The organism is Massilia sp. LXY-6, from assembly GCF_051233485.1.
GTDB lineage: Bacteria > Pseudomonadota > Gammaproteobacteria > Burkholderiales > Burkholderiaceae_D > Telluria.
On record NZ_JBKFGF010000018.1, the window covers coordinates 152318 to 170555 of the forward strand.

General features: G+C 65.3%; 21 protein-coding genes. 7 read left to right on the forward strand and 14 right to left on the reverse strand.

Translation table 11 applies throughout. The features are described 5' to 3' along the window. Positions 1 to 9 precede the first annotated feature (9 nt). Positions 10 to 1662, reverse strand: coding sequence for an L-lactate permease (locus ACI48D_RS09565; protein WP_435570989.1), 1653 nt, complete (start codon positions 1660 to 1662; stop codon positions 10 to 12). A gap of 178 nt (positions 1663 to 1840) precedes the next feature. Between ACI48D_RS09565 and ACI48D_RS09570 the strand changes: the two genes are divergently transcribed. Beyond that, positions 1841 to 2653, forward strand: coding sequence for a FadR/GntR family transcriptional regulator (locus ACI48D_RS09570; RefSeq protein WP_435570990.1), 813 nt, complete (start codon positions 1841 to 1843; stop codon positions 2651 to 2653). Here ACI48D_RS09570 and ACI48D_RS09575 read toward each other — a convergent pair. Both ACI48D_RS09575 and ACI48D_RS09580 read right to left on the reverse strand, forming a co-directional pair. Next, the gene (locus tag ACI48D_RS09575; RefSeq protein WP_435570991.1) at positions 2650 to 3786 is read right to left on the reverse strand and encodes a PilT/PilU family type 4a pilus ATPase; all 1137 of its coding nucleotides are present in this window, start codon (positions 3784 to 3786) and stop codon (positions 2650 to 2652) included. The two genes, ACI48D_RS09570 and ACI48D_RS09575, sit on opposite strands and share 4 nt — an antisense overlap. Positions 3787 to 3794: 8 nt before the next feature. Further along, complete coding sequence (locus tag ACI48D_RS09580; protein ID WP_435570992.1) at positions 3795 to 4838, reverse strand: type IV pilus twitching motility protein PilT; 1044 nt, start codon at positions 4836 to 4838, stop codon at positions 3795 to 3797. A gap of 54 nt (positions 4839 to 4892) precedes the next feature. Here ACI48D_RS09580 and ACI48D_RS09585 point away from each other — a divergent pair, with 54 nt between their 5' ends. Together ACI48D_RS09585 and proC are read left to right on the forward strand one after the other, a co-directional pair. Beyond that, complete coding sequence (locus ACI48D_RS09585; RefSeq protein WP_435570993.1) at positions 4893 to 5594, forward strand: YggS family pyridoxal phosphate-dependent enzyme; 702 nt, start codon at positions 4893 to 4895, stop codon at positions 5592 to 5594. A 27-nt stretch (positions 5595 to 5621) separates the two neighbouring features. After that, on the forward strand, positions 5622 to 6440 hold the full coding sequence (proC, locus tag ACI48D_RS09590) for a pyrroline-5-carboxylate reductase (protein ID WP_435570994.1): 819 nt from the start codon (positions 5622 to 5624) through the stop codon (positions 6438 to 6440). A 12-nt stretch (positions 6441 to 6452) separates the two neighbouring features. Here the strand turns inward: proC and ACI48D_RS09595 are convergent, their stop codons facing one another. The 4 genes from ACI48D_RS09595 to ACI48D_RS09610 form a co-directional block, all read right to left on the reverse strand. Beyond that, entirely contained in the window at positions 6453 to 7130 is a 678-nt protein-coding gene (locus ACI48D_RS09595; RefSeq protein WP_435570995.1) for a response regulator transcription factor, read from the reverse strand. Between the two features lie 13 nt (positions 7131 to 7143). After that, positions 7144 to 8739, reverse strand: coding sequence for a sensor histidine kinase (locus ACI48D_RS09600; RefSeq protein WP_435570996.1), 1596 nt, complete (start codon positions 8737 to 8739; stop codon positions 7144 to 7146). 239 nt (positions 8740 to 8978) lie between these two features. Further along, positions 8979 to 9503, reverse strand: coding sequence for a hypothetical protein (locus ACI48D_RS09605; protein ID WP_435570997.1), 525 nt, complete (start codon positions 9501 to 9503; stop codon positions 8979 to 8981). A 44-nt stretch (positions 9504 to 9547) separates the two neighbouring features. After that, positions 9548 to 10093: a hypothetical protein gene (locus ACI48D_RS09610; RefSeq protein ID WP_435570998.1), complete on the reverse strand. Its 546-nt coding sequence runs from the start codon at positions 10091 to 10093 to the stop codon at positions 9548 to 9550. Positions 10094 to 10335: 242 nt separating this feature from the next. Between ACI48D_RS09610 and ACI48D_RS09615 the strand changes: the two genes are divergently transcribed. Continuing rightward, entirely contained in the window at positions 10336 to 10530 is a 195-nt protein-coding gene (locus ACI48D_RS09615) for a DUF1059 domain-containing protein (RefSeq protein ID WP_435570999.1), read from the forward strand. A 2-nt stretch (positions 10531 to 10532) separates the two neighbouring features. Here the strand turns inward: ACI48D_RS09615 and ACI48D_RS09620 are convergent, their stop codons facing one another. Genes ACI48D_RS09620 through ubiA form a run of 4 tightly spaced genes read right to left on the reverse strand, consistent with a single transcriptional unit; the run spans position 10533 to position 12440 of the window. Then, the gene (locus tag ACI48D_RS09620) at positions 10533 to 10835 is read right to left on the reverse strand and encodes a hypothetical protein (RefSeq protein ID WP_435571000.1); all 303 of its coding nucleotides are present in this window, start codon (positions 10833 to 10835) and stop codon (positions 10533 to 10535) included. Next, complete coding sequence (locus tag ACI48D_RS09625; protein WP_435571001.1) at positions 10828 to 11223, reverse strand: phage holin family protein; 396 nt, start codon at positions 11221 to 11223, stop codon at positions 10828 to 10830. Before ACI48D_RS09625 ends, ACI48D_RS09620 begins: the two co-directional genes overlap by 8 nt. Then, the gene (locus ACI48D_RS09630) at positions 11223 to 11543 is read right to left on the reverse strand and encodes a DUF883 family protein (protein WP_435571002.1); all 321 of its coding nucleotides are present in this window, start codon (positions 11541 to 11543) and stop codon (positions 11223 to 11225) included. Before ACI48D_RS09630 ends, ACI48D_RS09625 begins: the two co-directional genes overlap by 1 nt. A 42-nt stretch (positions 11544 to 11585) precedes the next feature. Further along, positions 11586 to 12440, reverse strand: coding sequence for a 4-hydroxybenzoate octaprenyltransferase (gene ubiA, locus ACI48D_RS09635; RefSeq protein WP_435571121.1), 855 nt, complete (start codon positions 12438 to 12440; stop codon positions 11586 to 11588). A 137-nt stretch (positions 12441 to 12577) separates the two neighbouring features. Between ubiA and ACI48D_RS09640 the strand changes: the two genes are divergently transcribed. Continuing rightward, positions 12578 to 13141 (forward strand): hypothetical protein, encoded by a 564-nt coding sequence (locus tag ACI48D_RS09640; RefSeq protein WP_435571003.1) that lies wholly within the window; start codon positions 12578 to 12580, stop codon positions 13139 to 13141. On the opposite strand, the gene ACI48D_RS09645 is transcribed toward ACI48D_RS09640, so the two are convergent. Next, complete coding sequence (locus ACI48D_RS09645) at positions 13119 to 14069, reverse strand: hydrogen peroxide-inducible genes activator (RefSeq protein WP_435571004.1); 951 nt, start codon at positions 14067 to 14069, stop codon at positions 13119 to 13121. The two genes, ACI48D_RS09640 and ACI48D_RS09645, sit on opposite strands and share 23 nt — an antisense overlap. A gap of 119 nt (positions 14070 to 14188) precedes the next feature. On the opposite strand from ACI48D_RS09645, the gene ACI48D_RS09650 reads away from it, so the two are divergent. Both ACI48D_RS09650 and rfaE2 read left to right on the forward strand, forming a co-directional pair. After that, a complete protein-coding gene (locus tag ACI48D_RS09650) occupies positions 14189 to 15379 on the forward strand; it encodes a PilT/PilU family type 4a pilus ATPase (RefSeq protein ID WP_435571005.1) in 1191 nt (396 codons plus the stop codon). Between the two features lie 50 nt (positions 15380 to 15429). Beyond that, positions 15430 to 15912, forward strand: a complete 483-nt coding sequence (gene rfaE2 / locus ACI48D_RS09655; RefSeq protein ID WP_435571006.1) for a D-glycero-beta-D-manno-heptose 1-phosphate adenylyltransferase — start codon at positions 15430 to 15432, stop codon at positions 15910 to 15912. Between the two features lie 3 nt (positions 15913 to 15915). Here rfaE2 and ACI48D_RS09660 read toward each other — a convergent pair whose 3' ends face one another. Then, positions 15916 to 17511 (reverse strand): dienelactone hydrolase family protein, encoded by a 1596-nt coding sequence (locus ACI48D_RS09660; RefSeq protein WP_435571007.1) that lies wholly within the window; start codon positions 17509 to 17511, stop codon positions 15916 to 15918. A 92-nt stretch (positions 17512 to 17603) separates the two neighbouring features. After that, positions 17604 to 18074 carry a tRNA (uridine(34)/cytosine(34)/5-carboxymethylaminomethyluridine(34)-2'-O)-methyltransferase TrmL gene (gene trmL, locus ACI48D_RS09665; protein WP_435571008.1) on the reverse strand — a complete coding sequence of 157 codons (471 nt, stop codon included), beginning with the start codon at positions 18072 to 18074 and terminating at the stop codon, positions 17604 to 17606. Positions 18075 to 18238: the final 164 nt, after the last annotated feature.

An 18238-nucleotide genomic window follows, 5' to 3' on the forward strand; every position in this document is an offset into this window, starting at 1 on the left:
TTGCCGCGCTTACCTGACCAGCGCGGTGAACGGATAAACATAGGCCTGCAGCGTCACCAGCACGCCGACCAGGCAGGCCAGCGCGATCGAATGGAAGAACACGTAGCGCAGGATGTCGCCTTCGTGGCCATACCATTTGGTTGCCGTGGACGCCACCACGATGGATTGGGCATCGATCATCTTGCCCATCACGCCGCCCGAGGAGTTGGCCGCCGCCATCAGGACCGGGTTCAGCCCGAGCTGGGTGGCCGAGGTCTTCTGCAGGCCGCCGAACAGCACGTTGGAGGCGGTGTCCGAGCCGGTCAGGGCGACGCCGAGCCAGCCGAGCAGGGTGCCGAAGAAGGGATACAGCACGCCGGTATGCGAAAACGCCAGGCCGAGCGTCGAGTCGAGGCCCGAATAACGGGTGGTGTAGCCGAGCGCCAGCATGGCGGCGATGGTCAGCAGCGAGAAGCGCAGCAGCTTGATGGTGTCCCAGTACACGGCGAACATCTCACGCACCTTGTAGCCCATGACGAAGGCCGAAATGATCGAGGCGAACAGGATGCCGGAGCCGGTGGCGGACAGCCAGTTGAGGGTGTAGACGGCGGCTTCGGCGGACGGCTTGCTCACGACCGGCGGCATCTTCTGCACCACCTTGTGCAGCGCCGGCCAGTCGTATTTGAAGACCGAAATACTGTCGAGCAGCTTCTTCCACTCGGGGACGCCCCACAGGAACACCAGCACCGACAGGATCAGCCACGGCATCCAGGCCTTGAGCACGGCGGAGCGCGAGTGGTCGTAGGCGACGGACTCGGGCGCGACGGCGTTGCCGCTGCCGGTGAACTTGCCGGCCGCATTGGTCCAGATCGTGGCCGGCTTCCACACCTTGAGGAACATGGTCAGGAAGAACATCGACGAGATCGAAGCACCGACGTCGACCAGCCACGGACCGTGGTAGTTCGAGATCAGGTACTGCGGAATGGCGAACGTGGCACCCGCCACCAGGATGGCCGGCCAGATCGCGGCCATGCCAGCGAAGCCGCAGAAGGCCCAGATCAGCCAGAACGGCACCAGGACCGAGAAGAAGGGCAGCTGGCGGCCGACCATGCCCGACAGTTGCAGCAGGTCGAGGCCGGTCACGCCGGCCAGCGCGATCAGCGGGGAGCCGAGCGCGCCGAACGCCACCGGCGCGGTATTCGCGATCAGCGACAGGCCGGAGGCGGCCAGCGGTGCGAAGCCGAGGCCGATCAGCATGGCGCCGGTGACTGCCACCGGCGTGCCGAAGCCGCCCGCGCCCTCGAAGAAGGCGCCGAACGAAAACGCGACCAGCAGCAGCTGCAGGCGACGGTCGGTGGTGATGCCGGTGATCGATTCCTGCAGGACCTTGAAGTAGCCCTTACGCTCGGTCAGCTGGTACAGGAAGATCACGTTCAGGATGATCCAGCCGATCGGCAGCAGGCCGTTGGCGGCGCCGTACAGGGCGGCCGACACCGCGGTCGGGGCCGGCATCGCATACGCGAAAATGGCGACCAGCAGCGCCGCGGCCAGGCCGAGCAGGGCAGCAATGTGGGCCTTGATGTGAAAGAAAGCGAGCGCCGCCAGCATCACGGCAACGGGAATGGCTGCCGCCGCTGTCGATAGGACGGCATTGCCTAAGGGGTCATACACTTGGCTCCACATGCTTCTATTTCTCCTCAGATGTCATTGGCCAGTCCGTGTGTTGTTTGTTGTAGCCGGACTGGTATTCAAACTTGTATGACAATAAGATGTCATACAAGTTGATTTCAAGTGTAGGCAAGTGCCTATATAATTGTCAATCGAGTTTTCGCTGGTCGATCTATGTAGTAAGGAGTCATGCATGACGCATGCAGGTACATCAAAAGAAGCAATCGTGGCGCCCGGCACCCTGTCTGACCGTGTTACCGAGGTTCTTCTGGAGAAAATCAGGAGTGGCGAATTTGCCACAGGTACGCGCCTCCCCGCCGAGGCGGCACTGGCCGAGCGCTTCGGCGTCAGCCGTACCGTCATCCGCGAGGCCGTGTCGCGCCTGAAGGCGGAAGGGCTGGTGGCCACCCACCAGGGCAAGGGGACGCTGATCGTCGGTTCAAGCCAGGCGGCGCGCTTCCAGATCGATGTCGATGTCGAAAGTTCGGTGCAGGCCGTGCTGCGGGTGATGGAATTGCGCGGCGGCCTCGAAGCCGAAGTGGCGGCGCTGGCGGCCGAGCGCCGTACGCCGGTCCAGAACGACGAGATCCAGCAGGCGCTGGCGTCGATCGACAAGGCGGTATCGGCGGGCAGGGATGGGGTCGACGAGGACCTGGCCTTCCACAATGCGATCGCCGACGCGACCGGGAATCCGCTCTACACCTCGCTGCTGGGTTTCCTGCGCCAGTTCCTGCACGAAGCCGTCACCCTCGGACGCATGAGCGAGCCGCGCCTCGGCGACATCAAGTCGCAGCTGCGCAACGAGCACTGGGCCGTTGCCGATGCCATCGCGCGCCAGGACAAGGAAGGCGCGCGCGATGCGGCGCGCAGGCACGTGGCGAATGTCGCGGCGCGCATCCGCGGCGTCGACGTGGACTTCTGGAGCGGCGCCGGACGCGACGTGGTACGGCGCCTGGCGGAGTCGGAGGAGCAGGTGCTGAAGCAGGTCGTCAAGCGCCAGGCTTAGACGATGCCGAGGTGCTCGGTCCCGCTTGAAAAATCGCGGTTCTTCGCGTGCTTGCTGTTGAGCTTGATGTTCAGGCGCAGGTCGTTGACGGAGTCGGCGTTGCGCAGCGCATCCTCGTAGCTGATCTTGTCCGCTTCGTACAGGTCGAACAGGGCCTGGTCGAAGGTCTGCATGCCGAGTTCGCGCGACTTCTTCATGATCTCCTTGATCTCGTGGACTTCGCCCTTGAAGATCAGGTCGGAGATGAGCGGCGAATTCAGCATGATTTCGATCGCGACCACGCGGCCCTTGGTTTCCTTCTTGGGGATCAGGCGCTGCGAAATCAGTCCCTTCAGGTTCAGCGACAAATCCATCAGCAGCTGCTGGCGGCGCTCTTCGGGGAAGAAGTTGATGATCCGGTCCAGCGCCTGGTTGGCGCTGTTCGCGTGCAGCGTCGCCAGGCACAGGTGGCCGGTTTCGGCGAAGGCGATCGCGTGTTCCATGGTCTCGCGGTCGCGGATCTCGCCGATCTGGATCACGTCCGGCGCCTGGCGCAGCGAGTTCTTCAGCGCGGCTTCGAAGCTGTCGGTGTCGACCCCCACCTCGCGCTGGGTGATCACGCAGTTGCGGTGCGGGTGGACGAATTCGACCGGGTCTTCGATGGTGATGATGTGGCCGTAGCTGTTCTCGTTGCGGTAGCCGACCATGGCCGCCATCGTCGTCGACTTGCCGGAACCGGTGGCGCCGACCATGATCACCAGGCCGCGCTTGGCCATGATCACGTCCTTCAGCACGTCCGGCAGTTCGAGGTCCTCGAACTTCGGGATGGTGGTCGTGATCACGCGCAGCACCATGCCCACGCAGCCCATCTGCATGAAGGCCGAGACGCGGAAGCGTCCCAGGTCGCCGGGGCTGATCGCGAAGTTCGCTTCCTTCGACAGCTCGAAGCCGGCGGCCTGCTTGTCGTTCATGATGGCGCGCGCCAGGTCGGCCGTGTGACCGCCGCCCAGGGCCTGGTTCGAGACCGGGGTCATCCTGCCGTCGATCTTGATCGCGGGCGGGAAGCCGGCCGTGATGAACAGGTCGGAGCCGCCCTTGCTGACCATCAGGCGCAGCAGGTCGAACATGAATTTGGAGGCTTGGTCGCGTTCCATGTTGTCCTTTAGCCCGGGAAGTTTTCGGGAATCTTGGCGGCGGAGCGGGCCGCGGCGGACGAAATCACGTTGCGGCGCACCAGGTCGGTCAGGTTCTGGTCGAGGGTCTGCATGCCGACGTTGGAGCCGGTCTGGATCGACGAATACATCTGCGCGATCTTCGCTTCGCGGATCAGGTTGCGGATTGCCGGGGTGCCGATCATGATCTCGTGCGCGGCCACGCGGCCGCTGCCGTCCTTGGTCTTCAGCAGGGTCTGCGAGATCACGGCCTGCAGCGATTCCGACAGCATCGCGCGCACCATCTCCTTTTCTTCGGCCGGGAAGACGTCGACGATACGGTCGATGGTCTTGGCCGCCGACGAGGTGTGCAGGGTGCCGAACACCAGGTGGCCGGTCTCGGCGGCCGATAGCGCCAGGCGGATGGTCTCCAGGTCGCGCAGCTCGCCGACCAGGATCGCGTCCGGGTCTTCGCGCAGCGCCGAGCGCAGCGCGTTGTTGAAGGACAGCGTGTGCGGACCGACTTCGCGCTGGTTGATCAGGCACTTCTTCGAATCGTGGACGAACTCGATCGGGTCTTCGATCGTCAGGATGTGGCCGTACTCGTTCTCGTTCAGGTGGTTGACCATCGCCGCCAGCGTGGTCGACTTGCCCGAGCCGGTCGGGCCGGTCACCAGCACCAGGCCGCGCGGCTTCATGGCCAGCTCGGCGAAGATCTTCGGCGCGTTCAGTTCTTCCAGCGACAGGATCTTGGACGGGATGGTCCGCATCACGGCGGAGGCGCCGCGCTCCTGGTTGAAGGCGTTGACGCGGAAGCGCGCCAGGCCCGGAATCGCGAACGAGAAGTCGCACTCCAGCATCTCTTCGTACTGCTTGCGCTGGCCGTCGTTCATGATGTCATAGATCATGCCGTGCACGTCCTTGTGCTCCAGCGGCGGCAGGTTGATGCGGCGGACGTCGCCGTGCACGCGGATCATCGGCGGCAGGCCGGCCGACAGGTGCAGGTCCGAGGCCTTGTTTTTGACCGAGAAGGCGAGGAGTTCAGAGATGTCCATTTATAATCAGCACGGGTCCGTATAACCGAAAAATATTTCCTGTAGAAAACCATTATGTCCATAATCGCCGGGAACTTGCAAGCTGTCGAAGCGACAATCCAGCGGGCCTGCGAGGCCGCATCGCGGCCCCGTTCCACCGTCCAGCTGCTGGCGGTATCGAAGACTTTCCCTGCCGAGGCGGTGCTGGAGGCGGTCAGCGCAGGCCAGCGCGCGTTCGGCGAGAACTATCTGCAGGAAGGCATCGACAAGATCGCGGCTGTCGCAAAAGCGCTACCGGATACCCGGCTGGAATGGCACTTCATCGGCCCGATCCAGTCCAACAAGACGCGTCCGATCGCAACGAGTTTCGACTGGGTGCACACGGTCGAGCGGCTGAAGATCGCCCAGCGCCTGTCCGAACAGCGTCCTTTCGCACTGGGGCCGCTGAATATCTGCCTGCAGGTGAACATCAGCGGCGAAGCCAGCAAGAGCGGCATCCCGCCCGCAGAACTGCCCGCCCTGGCGCAGGCGGTGGCCGCGCTGCCGAACCTGCGCCTGCGCGGCCTGATGGCCATCCCCGAGCCGCAGGAAGACCCCGAGCTGCAGCGCGTGCCCTTCGCGCGCCTGCGCGAGCTGGCCCAGGCCATCGTCAAGTCCGGCATCCACCTGGACACGCTGTCGATGGGCATGTCCGGCGACATGCACGCGGCGATCCTGGAAGGCGCAACCATTGTGCGGGTAGGCAGCGCCATTTTCGGCGCCCGCCATTACGAATAGCGCGCTGTGCGCTTGAAAAGGAAAAGCATGAAGATCAGTTTCATCGGCGGCGGCAACATGGCCACCGCCCTCATCGCCGGCCTGGCCGGCACGGTCACGCAAGCATCGAGCATCCACGTGGTCGATCCGAACGCGGACGCGCTGGAACGGCTGCGCACGGAATACGGCGTGACGACCGCGCCCGAGATCGGCGCCGCCGTCGCCGCCAGCGACGTGATCGTGCTGGCCGTGAAGCCCCAGCAGATGCGCGACGTGGCGCTGCGCCTGCAGTCGCAACTGGAGGCGCGGCCGCTGGTGCTGTCGATCGCCGCCGGCATCCGCGGCACCGATCTGTCGCGCTGGCTGGGCGGCTACGGCGCCATCGTGCGCACCATGCCGAACACGCCGGCGCTGATCGGGCAGGGCATCACCGGCATGGTGGCGATGGCGGGGGTGAGCGCGGCGCAGAAAGAGGCGGCCGACAGCATCCTGCGCGCGGTCGGCAAGACCGTCTGGCTGGACAGCGAGGACGCCATCGATCCGGTGACGGCGGTGTCGGGCAGCGGCCCGGCCTATGTGTTCTTCTTTCTCGAAGCGATGCAGCAGGCGGCCCTCGAGATGGGCTTGTCGAAGGAGCAGGGCAGGGAACTGGCGATCGCCACCTTTACGGGCGCGGCCCAGCTGGCGGCGCAGTCCGGAGAGCCGGTCGAGGTGCTGCGCCAGCGCGTGACCTCGAAGGGCGGCACCACGCACGCGGCCATCGTCAGCCTGGAGGCGGCCGGCGTGAAGCAGGCCATCGTCGAGGCGATGAAGGCGGCGGCGGCGCGCGGACGCGAGCTGGGCGAGGAACTGGGCCGGGACGGATGAGCGGCGGGCCGTTCAATATGCCGCGGGGCGGTCCAGGCCATGCTTGACCGCATACACATACAGCTGGAGACGGTTACCGACGCCGAGCTTCTGGTAGATCGCCGACAGGTGATTGCGCAGGGTGTGTTCGCTCATGAACAGCAGCTTGGCCAGCTCCTTGTTGCTGACGCCTGACTCGACGGCGACCATCCTGGCGATCTCGCGCTCCTTGGGCGTGAGTTCGGCGATGCGGGCTCTCTCGCCACTCTGCTGGCGTTCGCGTTCCTGCTGCTGCTGGAGGACCCTGCCGATCATGATGCGGTCGAGCCATAGCTCGCCACGGTGGACGCTGGCGATCGCTCGCAGCACGATCGCGGCCGGTACTTCTTTCTTGAGGATGCCACGCGCGCCCCGGAGGATGGCTTCGTCGGTCCTTGCTTCGTCGCGCACGCCCGTCAGGATCAGGATCTTGGCGTCGCAGCACGCCAGCAGCTCGGGAATGAGCTGGTTGGCGTCGCTCATGCCCAGGTCCATGTCCAGGAGAATGACGTCCGGTTTAAGTTGCGGCGCCAGCCGCAGGGCCTCGGCCGGATCGCTCGCGGTGCCGGCCACCGCCATCTCCGGCTGGCGGCTGTCGATCAGCTGCTGCAGTCCCCACAGTACGGTTTGATGGTCATCGACCACTAGCACGCGGATCGGAAGTTGGCTCATGGATGGGTGCCGCTCATGTGGGAATCGTGATGTGGACCACCGAGTGGCGATCCCGGGTGTCGACCGCGACATGGCCCCCGAGTGCGCGCGTACGGGTCGTTAGCGAGCGCGGTTCGAAGCGCGGCGGCTCGCCCGCGTCGCAGGGATTTTCGATGCGCAGCTCCAGCATGTTTTCGTGGCTGGCGAGCAGGATGCGGCAGCGGCTTGCGCGCGTATGCTTGCGCACATTGCTCAGGCCTTCGTTGACGAGCTGGAGGATCTCGGCCGCCAGCCGGTCGCTGACCGCCAACGGCTCCCGGATCTCCACCTCGACGTGCATGCCGAAGTGGTCGCGGAAGCGCCTGGCACGCTCCTGGATGCCGGACGCGAGGGCATCGGCGGAGGCCACATGCTGCTGTTCGATGTCGTGCACGAAGTTGCGCAGGTCCTTGATGACCGAGGACGTCATCGCCAGCAGCCTGTCGATGGGCGTCGTGAGCGGATTCGCCGGATTCGCCTGCTCCCTGAGCGCCTCCAGTCCCATCTTCAGGCCAATATACGGCTGGATCGCGCTATCGTGCAGGTCGGTGACGATACGGCGCCGCTCGACCGCCGCCGCGACCGACGCCATGCGGTCGAGGATCTTCACGTGCTCGATCAGGCGGAACGCTTGTTCCACCGCTTGCGCCAGGAAGCTGGCGTCGCTGTCCCGGAACCGCAGCCCGTTCGAGGTCAGATACAGCCGTCCGCCATCCCGGCCGGCTTGCAGGGGAACGCTCATGAATGCGCCGGCATTCAGGATGTCGGCCACGCCCTGGCCGAGATCGGAGGGGGCATTCGTCCAGTGGCCGTCGGCGAGGTCGGTCACGCGGGTCGGCCGGCGCTGTCCGCGATCGAGGCTGTCGATGGCGGAGAAACAGACCGCCTCATGGGAGCCGAACGGCGACAGCGAGCGCGCCAGCTCGGCGGGAATCGGTGCCGGGATGCCGCCGGGCCGGGCCGCGTTCGATTCGCGCAGTGTGTAGCGCTCGGTATCGGTATCGTAGGCCAGCAGCACGCAGGCATCGGCCTCGAAAAACAGCCGCAGTTTTTCCATGGTCGCATCGAGCACATGGTCGACACCAAAACGCGGATTCGACAAGCTGTTGATTTCGCGTAGCAGCGCCAGGCGCTTCTTGAGCGAGAGCTCGGAGCCGCCCCACAGCGAGATCATGATGCCCAGGCTGACCAGGAAGAAACTGCGCAGCAACAGGGCCGACCATTCGACCCCGGCATGCTGGCGCGACAGCATGAACACGACCCCGAGATAGACCCCGGCGCTGCCGAAGGTGATGCAGATGCCGGCAACGCTGCCTTGCCTGAACGATGCCACGAGGATGGCGAACACGTAGAACAGGAAGATGCCGCTGGTGGCCGGATCGGTGAGGGCGGTGAGCAGTCCGTACCAGGCCAGGTCCAGCCAGTGCTGCCAGGGCCGCGCGCTGAAGGCGTGCAGTGCATCGGGAAAGGCATACAGGCCCAGGCTGTACAGCAGGTAGGCGGCAATCGCGGCCCAGGTCAGGTGACTGGACTCGACCTGGCCGGGGATGTCGATCAGGTAGGCGAGCAGGACGGTACTGGCCAAGGCCACGCGCACTCCTGCGATCAGCGACGGGCTCGTTTCGAACGACAGTCCGGAGATACCCGAATGAGCAGGCGAGGAAAATAGCATAGGGATCGAAGCGTCGGCGTGCCGGAAAATGCGAGCGAAGATCCAATCTATCGAAGAGTGTTAAAAATTGCAAGAAAATAAAGAATGTCGGTTTCTATTCACGTTCGGACAGCGGGCGGGACGGCGCGCGCTTGCGCCCACGTCCCGCGGCCGGGCTCTTACTGCGGCAGGGCCGGCCAGTTCAGCCGGACTTCGGTACCGCCGTAGCTCACGAACAATCCGTCGACGCCGGTGCCCGAGGTCGTGACCGAGCTCCAGGTCCCACCGGTGCCCTGGTTGCCGGGGCAGGGGCCGCCCACCACGGGTACGGTACCGATCGAGGTTTCGGTGCCGATGCCTTTCAGGATGAAGCCGGTGATCTGGTTCATGACCCGGGGAGCGTAGTTGATCGAGGCGCCCAGCTTGTACTTCAAGGTATGGGTGACGGTATGCGTATGTTCGCCCTTGGTGCCTTCGCCGGTGGTCCAGGTGCATACGGCAACATAGTCCTGGCGCACCTGGTAGGAAAAGCTCAGGCCGGAGGCGTTGGTTTGCAACTGGGCATTGTTCCAGCCGAACGCCAGCTGGACGTCGCCCTTGCCGACGAAACCGCTGCCGGTAAGGGGATCGAAGCTGACATCGGCGTTGGCGAAGGCGGCAGCGGAGAACAGGGCGGCGGCAACGGCGATACGTGCAATTTTCATGTGGTTCTCTCCCATCTGGTGGTTGGTAAAGGGCGGAATGCCCGTCATGGGTGGGGCCCCGGCCGCGCGGCGGCCGGCAAATTCGTGTCCATGCCCGATTGGGCGAGCTGGAGCTGGCGGGCAGCCCTGAATTGCTGGATACGCTCCGCCATCTGTTCCTGGCGCAGGGCCTGGACCGCGGGGTCGATGGCAGCTGCCGCCTGCAGCGGCGCGGTGGTGGTCGGGAGGGCTGCCTTGTCGCCTGCGCGCAGGCCGGCGAGGTCGCCGGGACGGGCCGCGGACCTGGCGGCGGCGCTGTCGGTATCGCTGTGCTTGCGCGGATGCGCCGCCCTGAACCTGGCAATCCGGTCCTGCATCTGCTGCTCGGCGTCCGGCGGGCTTTCCTGCTCCGCGTGCTTGCCGGTGCCGGCCTGGCGCAGGGACCAGGCGTCAATGAAGCCCGCCAGGGACATCCCTTCCTGCGCTGCCTGCGTCTGGGCAGCCCGGCCGGCGGCCGGCGCGGCCGAGGCTGGAGCGGCGCTCAGCCCGGATGAGGGCTTGTCGCATCCCGAGAGTACTGCAAGCACCAGGAAAAAAAGGAAGAGCCGCATTTCATTAACGTTGTTTGATTTGAGTCAAACGCAGTGTAGAAGTAGCTCAAGCGTGCCGCCATCAGCGTCCCGTCCATATTCCTAGTACACATGTACTAAACAACCGGATACCACTCAGCCCATCGATTCGACCGTTTGGCCAAGCCGCGGCCAGGCCGATGCGTGTTGCCAAGCGCTGTCTCCGCTTGATGTGGCGGAGGCCCGGCCTATACTGTGCTTGGTAGTTCTGTCAGGAGGTCGTCATGACACGCAAATACATCGACTGTCGCGAGTTCCCGAGCGACGTCAAATGCAGCATCACGATAGCGGCCGACCGCGAGGATGAGCTGATCGAAGCCGCGGCCCAGCATGCGGTTGCCGTGCACAAGCATGCCGATACCCCCGACTTGCGCAAGCAACTGAAACAGATCATGCGCGAGGGGAGTCCGCCCGAGTAGGCTTACTGCCGCGCCCTTGGTCGAAGCCGCGCCAGCAGCGCCAGCGCTCCCTGCGCCATGCGCCAGGCCGACATCGCGGACCCGGTCGCCGCCAGCAGGCGTTTGCGCCGCACCAGCGCCAGCGCCAGCGTCGCGCCGAGCGCGCCCAGCACCATCTTCTTGTGCCCGGCGACGTAGCCGGCAAGCGGATGGCCGAGCGCATTCGACGGCCGCAGCGACTGCAGTTCGTAGCCCAGCCCGGTACGCTGCTCGGCGCAGCGCTCGATGAGTTCCGCGCGGCGCGCGGCCAGCGATGGTTTATTCATCGATTTCCCCCGCGTTGGCGCCGGCAGCCGCATGGCGCACGTACGCGATGTCCTTGCGCAGCTCGGCCAGGGTGGTCGCGAACAGGGGCGTCTGGGCGTTGAGCCTGGACCGCACGCTCGACACGATGAGAAACGCGCCAAGTCCCAGTACGGCGGCCATCGCGGCCACGGCCTGCAGGCGGTAAGTGTCCCAGAACAGCAGGATCACGAACAGCGCCACCAGCATGACGGCGCCGGCGGCCAGGAACACCGCCAGCATCGACCACGCGAGGTAGCCGAGCAGGCGGCGCGCGTCTTCCTGGAATTCGACGGCGGCCAGTTCCAGCCGCGTGCCGACCATGGCCACCAGGGTCGACGCGATACGGCCTGCCGTCGCAAACAATGCCATTACTTACGGGCGATCAGCATGCCGATCACGACCCCGACGGCAGCGCCGATGCCGACCGACTTCCACGGATTTTCCTGGACGTACTCGTCGGTCGCCTTGGCGGCAATCTTGGTCTTCTCGACCACGGCTTCTTCCAGGCGGATGATGTCGTCCTTGGCCTTGACGATGGTGCGCTCGAACTTGGCCTTGGCCGCCTTCAGTTCGTCGCCGGTCAGCGAACCGCTGTGGCGCAGCCACGCTTCGGCGTCCTGGATGACGGTTTTCAGGTCGGACAGCAGCTGGTCGCGGGCGCCGGTCTGGGTCGGGATTTTTTCCATCATGGGTAAACCTCGTCGATGTTGGGTTGTGTATTACGGACAATATTAACCGAATGCATAGTCTAGCGCGACACCTGCGAACAGTGCGGCACCCAACCAGTTGTTGTGTCGGAAGGCCGCAAAGCAGCGCATGCGGTCGCGTCCGCGGATCAGGGTGTAGTGGTACAGCGCCATCGCGGCCGCCACCAGCACGCCGGCCACGAACCACCAGCGCAGGCCCAGCATCCAGCCGCACACCAGGTCGATGCCCAGCGCCACCGCGTAGCACAGCATGACGGCGAATACATCGTATCTGCCGAAGGTGATCGCCGAGGTGCGGATGCCGATCTTGAGGTCGTCGTCGCGGTCGACCATCGCGTACTCGGTGTCGTAGGCCACGGCCCAGAACACGTTCGCCACCAGCAGCCACCAGGCCAGCGCCGGAACCTGGCCCTGTACGGCGGCGAAGGACATCGGGATGCCGAAGCCGAATGCGATCCCGAGATAGGCCTGGGGAATGGCGAAGAAACGCTTGAAATACGGGTAGGTGCCGGCCACGATCACGGCCACCACCGACAGCTCCTTGGTGAGCGCGTTCAGCGGCAGGATCAGCAGGAAGGACACGACCGCCAGCAGCGCCGCCACCATCAGCGCTTCCCAGCCCTTGATGCGGCCGCTGGTCAGCGGGCGGTCGACGGTGCGCTTGACGTGGCGGTCGAAGTCGCGGTCGGCATAGTCGTTGATCGCGCAGCCTGCCGAGCGCATCAGGGCGGTGCCGAGCACGAAGATCAGCACCAGCATCGGGTCGGGCCGTCCCTTGGTGGCCATCCATAAGGCCCACAGGGTAGGCCACAGCAGCAGCAGGATGCCGATCGGTTTGTCGGCACGGATCAGACGGAAATAGAGCGCCAGCTTGTTCATCGGGTATTTTTCATTGAAAATCTGCAAGGTCAGGATTTTAGCCTGTTCATGGCGCACCATCGACTATGCACAAAGTATGACTAACCCGGCCGGGCTACGATGCCGGCTTTCGACGATAAAACCATGAGGAGACATGCATGCAGTTCGCAAGTATCGTAGTAGCGGCCGGCATCGGGATCGGCTGCTGTGCGCTGGCCGATGCGGACGCCAATGCGGATCGCAGCCGGGGCGATTGGACCGAAGCGCAGTCGCTGCGCGAGTTGCCGGCCGGGGTCCAGGTGCTGCTCGGCGTCGGCCTGTCGCCACACGACGGCGGGATTGCCGACCGCGGCGAAAACTTCAATTCGAGCGATGTGTGGAGCGCCGGAATGCCGCCGGTGCGCCGCTTCGTACTTGGCCTGGTGAGCGGCGACAAGGCCTTGGTGGCGCTGGAGCAGGGCGGACGGGCGCACCAGTTCAAGGCGGTGGAATTCAGGCAGGCCGGCACGACCTGGGAGCCGGTGCGCTGCGTGGCGACCCGCGCCCTGCCGCACCGCGGCGCCGAATTGCTGGAATCCGTCGCCGCGAATCGTCCTCCCGAGGCATGTTCGCTGGCCACCGTGCTGCCGTCCGGCGCGGCCGATACCGCGGTCCAGGCGCCGAACCAGGCGCCGATCCAGCCGCCGATTCCGGCCGGCCTCAGGCTGCGGCCTGGAGGCTGAGCATCTCCACGCCCGGCAGCCGGCAATCGGCCACCGCATTCACCACGGCGTCGATCGCGGCGCGCCGGGTAAAGCTCTTGCGCCAGACGATCACCACGCGGCGCGACGGCGCCGGGTCCTGGAACGGCACGAAGCTCAGCATGCCGTGCGGGTCCTTCATGTCCGGCACCGAGGCGCGCGGCAGCACGGTCAGGCCGATGCCGCTGGCGACCATGTGGCGGATCGTCTCGAGCGAGGAGCCTTCGAAGGTGCGCTGCATGCCGTTGCCGGCGCTCGGCGACGATGAGAAGCGCGCCATCTCCGGGCAGACTTCCAGCACCTGGTCGCGGAAGCAGTGGCCGGCGCCCAGCAGCAGCATGGTTTCGCTTTTGAGGTCTTCGGCGGAGATGTCCTTGCGCGTCGCCCACGGATGGTTCTTCGGCATCGCCACGACGAAGGGCTCGTCGTACAGCGGCTGCACCGCCATCCCGTGTTCGGGCAGCGGCAGGGCCATGATGGCGGCGTCCAGCTCGCCCTGGCGCAGCAGGTCGAGCAGCTTGACGGTAAAGTTCTCCTGCAGCACCAGCGGCATCTGCGGCACGTGCTCGATCAGGTTTTTCACCAGCGGCGGCAGCAGGTAAGGGCCGATCGTATAGATCACGCCCAGGCGCAGCGGACCCGACAGCGGATCCTTGTTCTGCTTGGCCAGTTCCTTGATCGCGGCCGTCTGTTCCAGCACGCGCTCGGCCTGGGCCACGATCTGCGCGCCCAGCGGCGTCACCGAGACTTCCGAGCCGCCGCGTTCGAACAGCGTCACGCCCAGCTCATCCTCGAGCTTCTTGATGGCGACAGACAAGGTCGGCTGTGCAACGAAGCAAGCCTCGGCGGCATGGCCGAAATGCCTGGCGCGCGCGACGGCCACAATGTATTTGAGTTCGGTCAGGGTCATGGGCTTCGAGATTACAACAGTGCGGCACGCTTGAGATGTTGAGCACTATTTTACCGATAAAGCTGCCGATATAATGGGCGCGCCGGGCAATGTTGCCCTGTGTTAACAAAAAGGCCACCATGTCCTCCACCTTCGGCCCGGCGGAAGCCCAGGCGTACACGCACAAGCTGCTGACCGTCATGCAGCAGCAGGGCGGCTCCGACCTCTTCATTTCCGCGGATTTCCCGCCCAGCATGAAGCACCAGGGCGCCATGAAGCCGCTCAGCAGCCAGCGCCTGACGGGCGAGGTGACGCGCGCGCTGGCCCTGTCGCTGATGAACGAGCGCCAGCGTGCCGAGTTCGAGGCCGAGATGGAATGCAACTTCGCGATCTCGCTGCCGAACGTATGCCGCTTCCGCGTCAACGTCTTCGTGCAGCAGCAGAGCGTCGGCATGGTGGTGCGCACGATCGCCTCCGAGATCCCGAACTTCGAGAAGCTCGACCTGCCGGAGGTGCTGAAGGAGGTCGTGATGACCAAGCGCGGCCTGGTGCTGGTCGTCGGTGGCACCGGCTCGGGCAAGTCGACCACGCTGGCGGCCATGATCGATTACCGCAACGCCAACTCGGCCGGCCATATCATCACGGTCGAGGACCCGGTCGAATACGTCCACAAGAACAAGAACTGCCTGGTGACGCACCGCGAGGTCGGGGTCGATACCCACTCCTGGCACAACGCCCTCAAGAACACGCTGCGCCAGGCACCGGACGTGATCCTGATCGGCGAGATCCGCGACACCGAAACGATGGAGCACGCGATCGCCTTCGCCGAGACCGGCCACCTGTGCCTGGGCACGCTGCACGCGAACAATGCCAACCAGACCATGGACCGGATCATCAACTTCTTCCCGGAAGAGAGAAGGCCGCAGCTGCTGATGGACCTGTCCGCCAACCTGCGCGCGATCGTCTCGCAGCGCCTGATCCGCACCGAGGATGGCAAGGGCCGCAAGGCGGCGATCGAGATCCTGCTGAACACGCCGACCATCAGCGAGATGATCCTGAAGGGGAACTTTCACGGCATCAAGGAAATCATGCACAAGTCGCGCGAGCTGGGCATGTGCACCTTCGACCAGGCGCTGTACGAGCTCTACAACGCCGGCCATATCGGCTACGACGAGGCGATCCGCAACGCTGACTCGGCCAACGGCCTGCGCCTGCAGATCAAGCTGTCCGGCGAACGCCGCGCGCCGGCCGGCGACGGCGCGAGCAAGCCGGCCGAGCTGTCGATGATGCCGGAAGAAGAACCGGAAGAAAGCGCGCCGGGCGCGGCCTGATAAGATGCAACGTCGTCCTCGCGAAGGCGGGGACCCAAGTACCCATACCCATGCCTACCTTCGAAACCAAACTCACCACCCGCGCCGAGCTGCAGCAGCGCGTCGCCCAACTGCCGAAACCGGTCGTCCTGACCAACGGCGTGTTCGACATCCTGCACCGCGGCCACGTCACCTACCTGGCCCAGGCCCGCGAACTGGGCGCCTCGCTGGTCGTTGCCGTCAACACCGACGCCTCCGTGAAACGCCTGGGCAAGGGCGACGACCGCCCGCTCAACACCATGGAGGACCGCATGGCCGTGCTGGCCGCGCTGGAGTCGGTCAGCCTGGTGGTCGAGTTCGACGAGGACACCGCCCTGGAGGTGGTGCGGGAAGCCCGCCCCGACATCTACGCCAAGGGCGGCGACTACGTCATGACCGAGATCCCGGAAGGGAAGGAAGTCATCGCGCAGGGCGGCAAGGCGGTCGCGATCGACTTCGCGCACGACCGCTCGACCACCAGGCTGGTGGCGAAGATCCGAAAGTATGGCGGATAAGCTTCAGCCGCCGACAGCCTTCGCCGCCGGAGCCCCTCCCAATGCCTTCAGGCGCTCGATCGCGTGGCCGATCGCCGGATCGATCGACAGCGCGCGGCGGTATTCGTCGATCGCCAGCTGGCGTTCACCGACCGCCTCGTAGGCTTCGGCCAGGCTGTCGGCGATGTCGCCCCATGTTGGCTCCAGCTTGGTGCCGAGACGGAAGATCGGCACCGCCTCCTTCTTGCGGCCGCTGCGCAGCAGCTCGTAGCCGTACACGTTCAGCCATATCGGCTCCAGGGTGAAATCCGGATTGGCGGCGTGCATCCGGTCATAGACCTCTTGCGCGTGCTCGTAGCCGCCCGACTGCAGCGTGCGCACGAATGCCTCTTTCGTCGGCGGGATGCCCGCACCCTTGCGCCGTTCGACCGCCAGCATGTGGGCCGGCGCCCGGTTGGCCGAGGGCTTGTTGTCCAGGAAGGCCATCGCCTGCGCGTCATTTTTCAGGTAGGCGTCGAGGAAGCGCTCGACGTAGCGCGCGGTCCAGCTGTAGGCCATCGACACTTCGTCGCGCGAGTACTCGCCGAAGTGCGCGTCGTTCGCAAAGTGCTGGGAGACCGCCGCGAAGTCCGTGTGCGTCATCGGGCGCATGGTCACGATGGTCATGTCCGCATACGTCATCTGGTTCAGCATGCTGTAGTCGAGTTTCTTCTTTTCCTTCACCAGGGTTTCGGTGGAGTCGCGCTCGCGGCCGACGAACAGCATCGGCACCGCCAGCCGCGCCGGCACCGCATACCTGGCGGCGTCCTTGCCGCCGTCGACGTACTGGGGCCAGTAGCGCACCGAACCGTCCAGGCTTACCAGCGCCCGGATGCGGTCGTCCTTCGCCGCCGCCAGCACGTTCGCCAGCCCGCCCCAGCTGAAGCCAGCCACGGCGATGCGCGACATGTCGGCCTGCGGCATCGCGTGGGCCTGGCCGATCAGGAAGGCGATGTCGCCGGCCTGCGCCTCGAGGCCTTCGAGGTCGGTCGTCATGGTCTTGCTGCGCGGCCCCATCGAGCGGCTGGCGATCACGATGTAGCCGTGGCTGGCCAGGTACTCGCACAAATCGACGTTTTCGGCGGCCACGGAACTGTGGCTGGGCGCATAGATCACGACCGGGAACTTGCCGGCGGCGGGGGGAACGTCGCGGCTGGCCCACATCGGCTGGGCCAGCACCTTGTTGGCGATGGCCGGCGCCAGCCCGGCGGTGCTGCCGGCAAGGTCGGCCTCGACGGCGCGCTGCACGTCGGCAGGCGTCAGCCAGAACGCATCCTCGGTCGCCCTGGTCGCCATGTAGTCGCGCCAGGTGAGCGGCTTGCCCTTGGCGCTGGCCGGATACCAGGTGATCGACTGGATCGGCCGCGCCCGCTCGTGGGTTTCGGGCTGGCCGGTCACCATGTCGAAGGCGGGGCGGTAGACCCGGGTGGTGTCGTATTGCGCCTTGACCTGCACGCCGACCGGCCAGGGGCCGGGGTCGTTCGAAAACACAAAGGGGCCAGGGCCGCCGGAAGCGGCGCTGGCCGCGGCGCCGGCGGCGGCGGAGGCGGTCAGCAGCAGGAGGGCAAGCAGTTTGGGCATCGCAGGAACTGGATGAGTGGAAAGTTTCTCATCCTAGCCGCCGACCCGCGACGGGTATAGCTGGTATATCTGACAGCTCCGCCATCCGGGCTTCATGCGCCGCCCGCGTAAGCGTTCTGGCGCCAGGCCTCGTAGACCACCACCGCCACCGTGTTCGACAGGTTCAGGCTGCGGTTCCCCGGCATCATCGGCAGGCGGATGCGCTGCGCCGGCGGGAAGGATTCGCGCAGCGCCGGATCGAGGCCGCGCGACTCGGCGCCGAACACGAACACGTCGCCCGGCCTGAACTCGGCGTCGGCGAAGGGCGAGGAGCCGTGGGTGGTCATGGCGAACATGCGGCTGGTGTCCGGCTTCGCGTCAAGCAGGAACGCATCCCAGTTCTTGTGCACTTTCATGCTCGCATAATCATGGTAGTCGAGGCCGGCGCGGCGCATCTTGGCGTCATCCAGCGGAAAGCCCAGCGGCTCGATCAGGTGCAGCTGCGCCCCGGTGTTGGCGCACAGGCGGATGACGTTGCCGGTGTTCGGCGGGATTTCCGGCTCAACCAGTACTACGTGAAACAAATTCTTCTCCTTGGCAGTGATCAACGGCGGCTTCCCGCCGTCCGAAGCGGGAGCATAGCGCAGATCGGCAGTGCCGTTGCAATGTCGCCCTATCAGAATCGATGGGCGGATTTCAGCTGGTGTATTGACGGGTGCTGCCTATACTGGATGGATTCGTCTTCGGC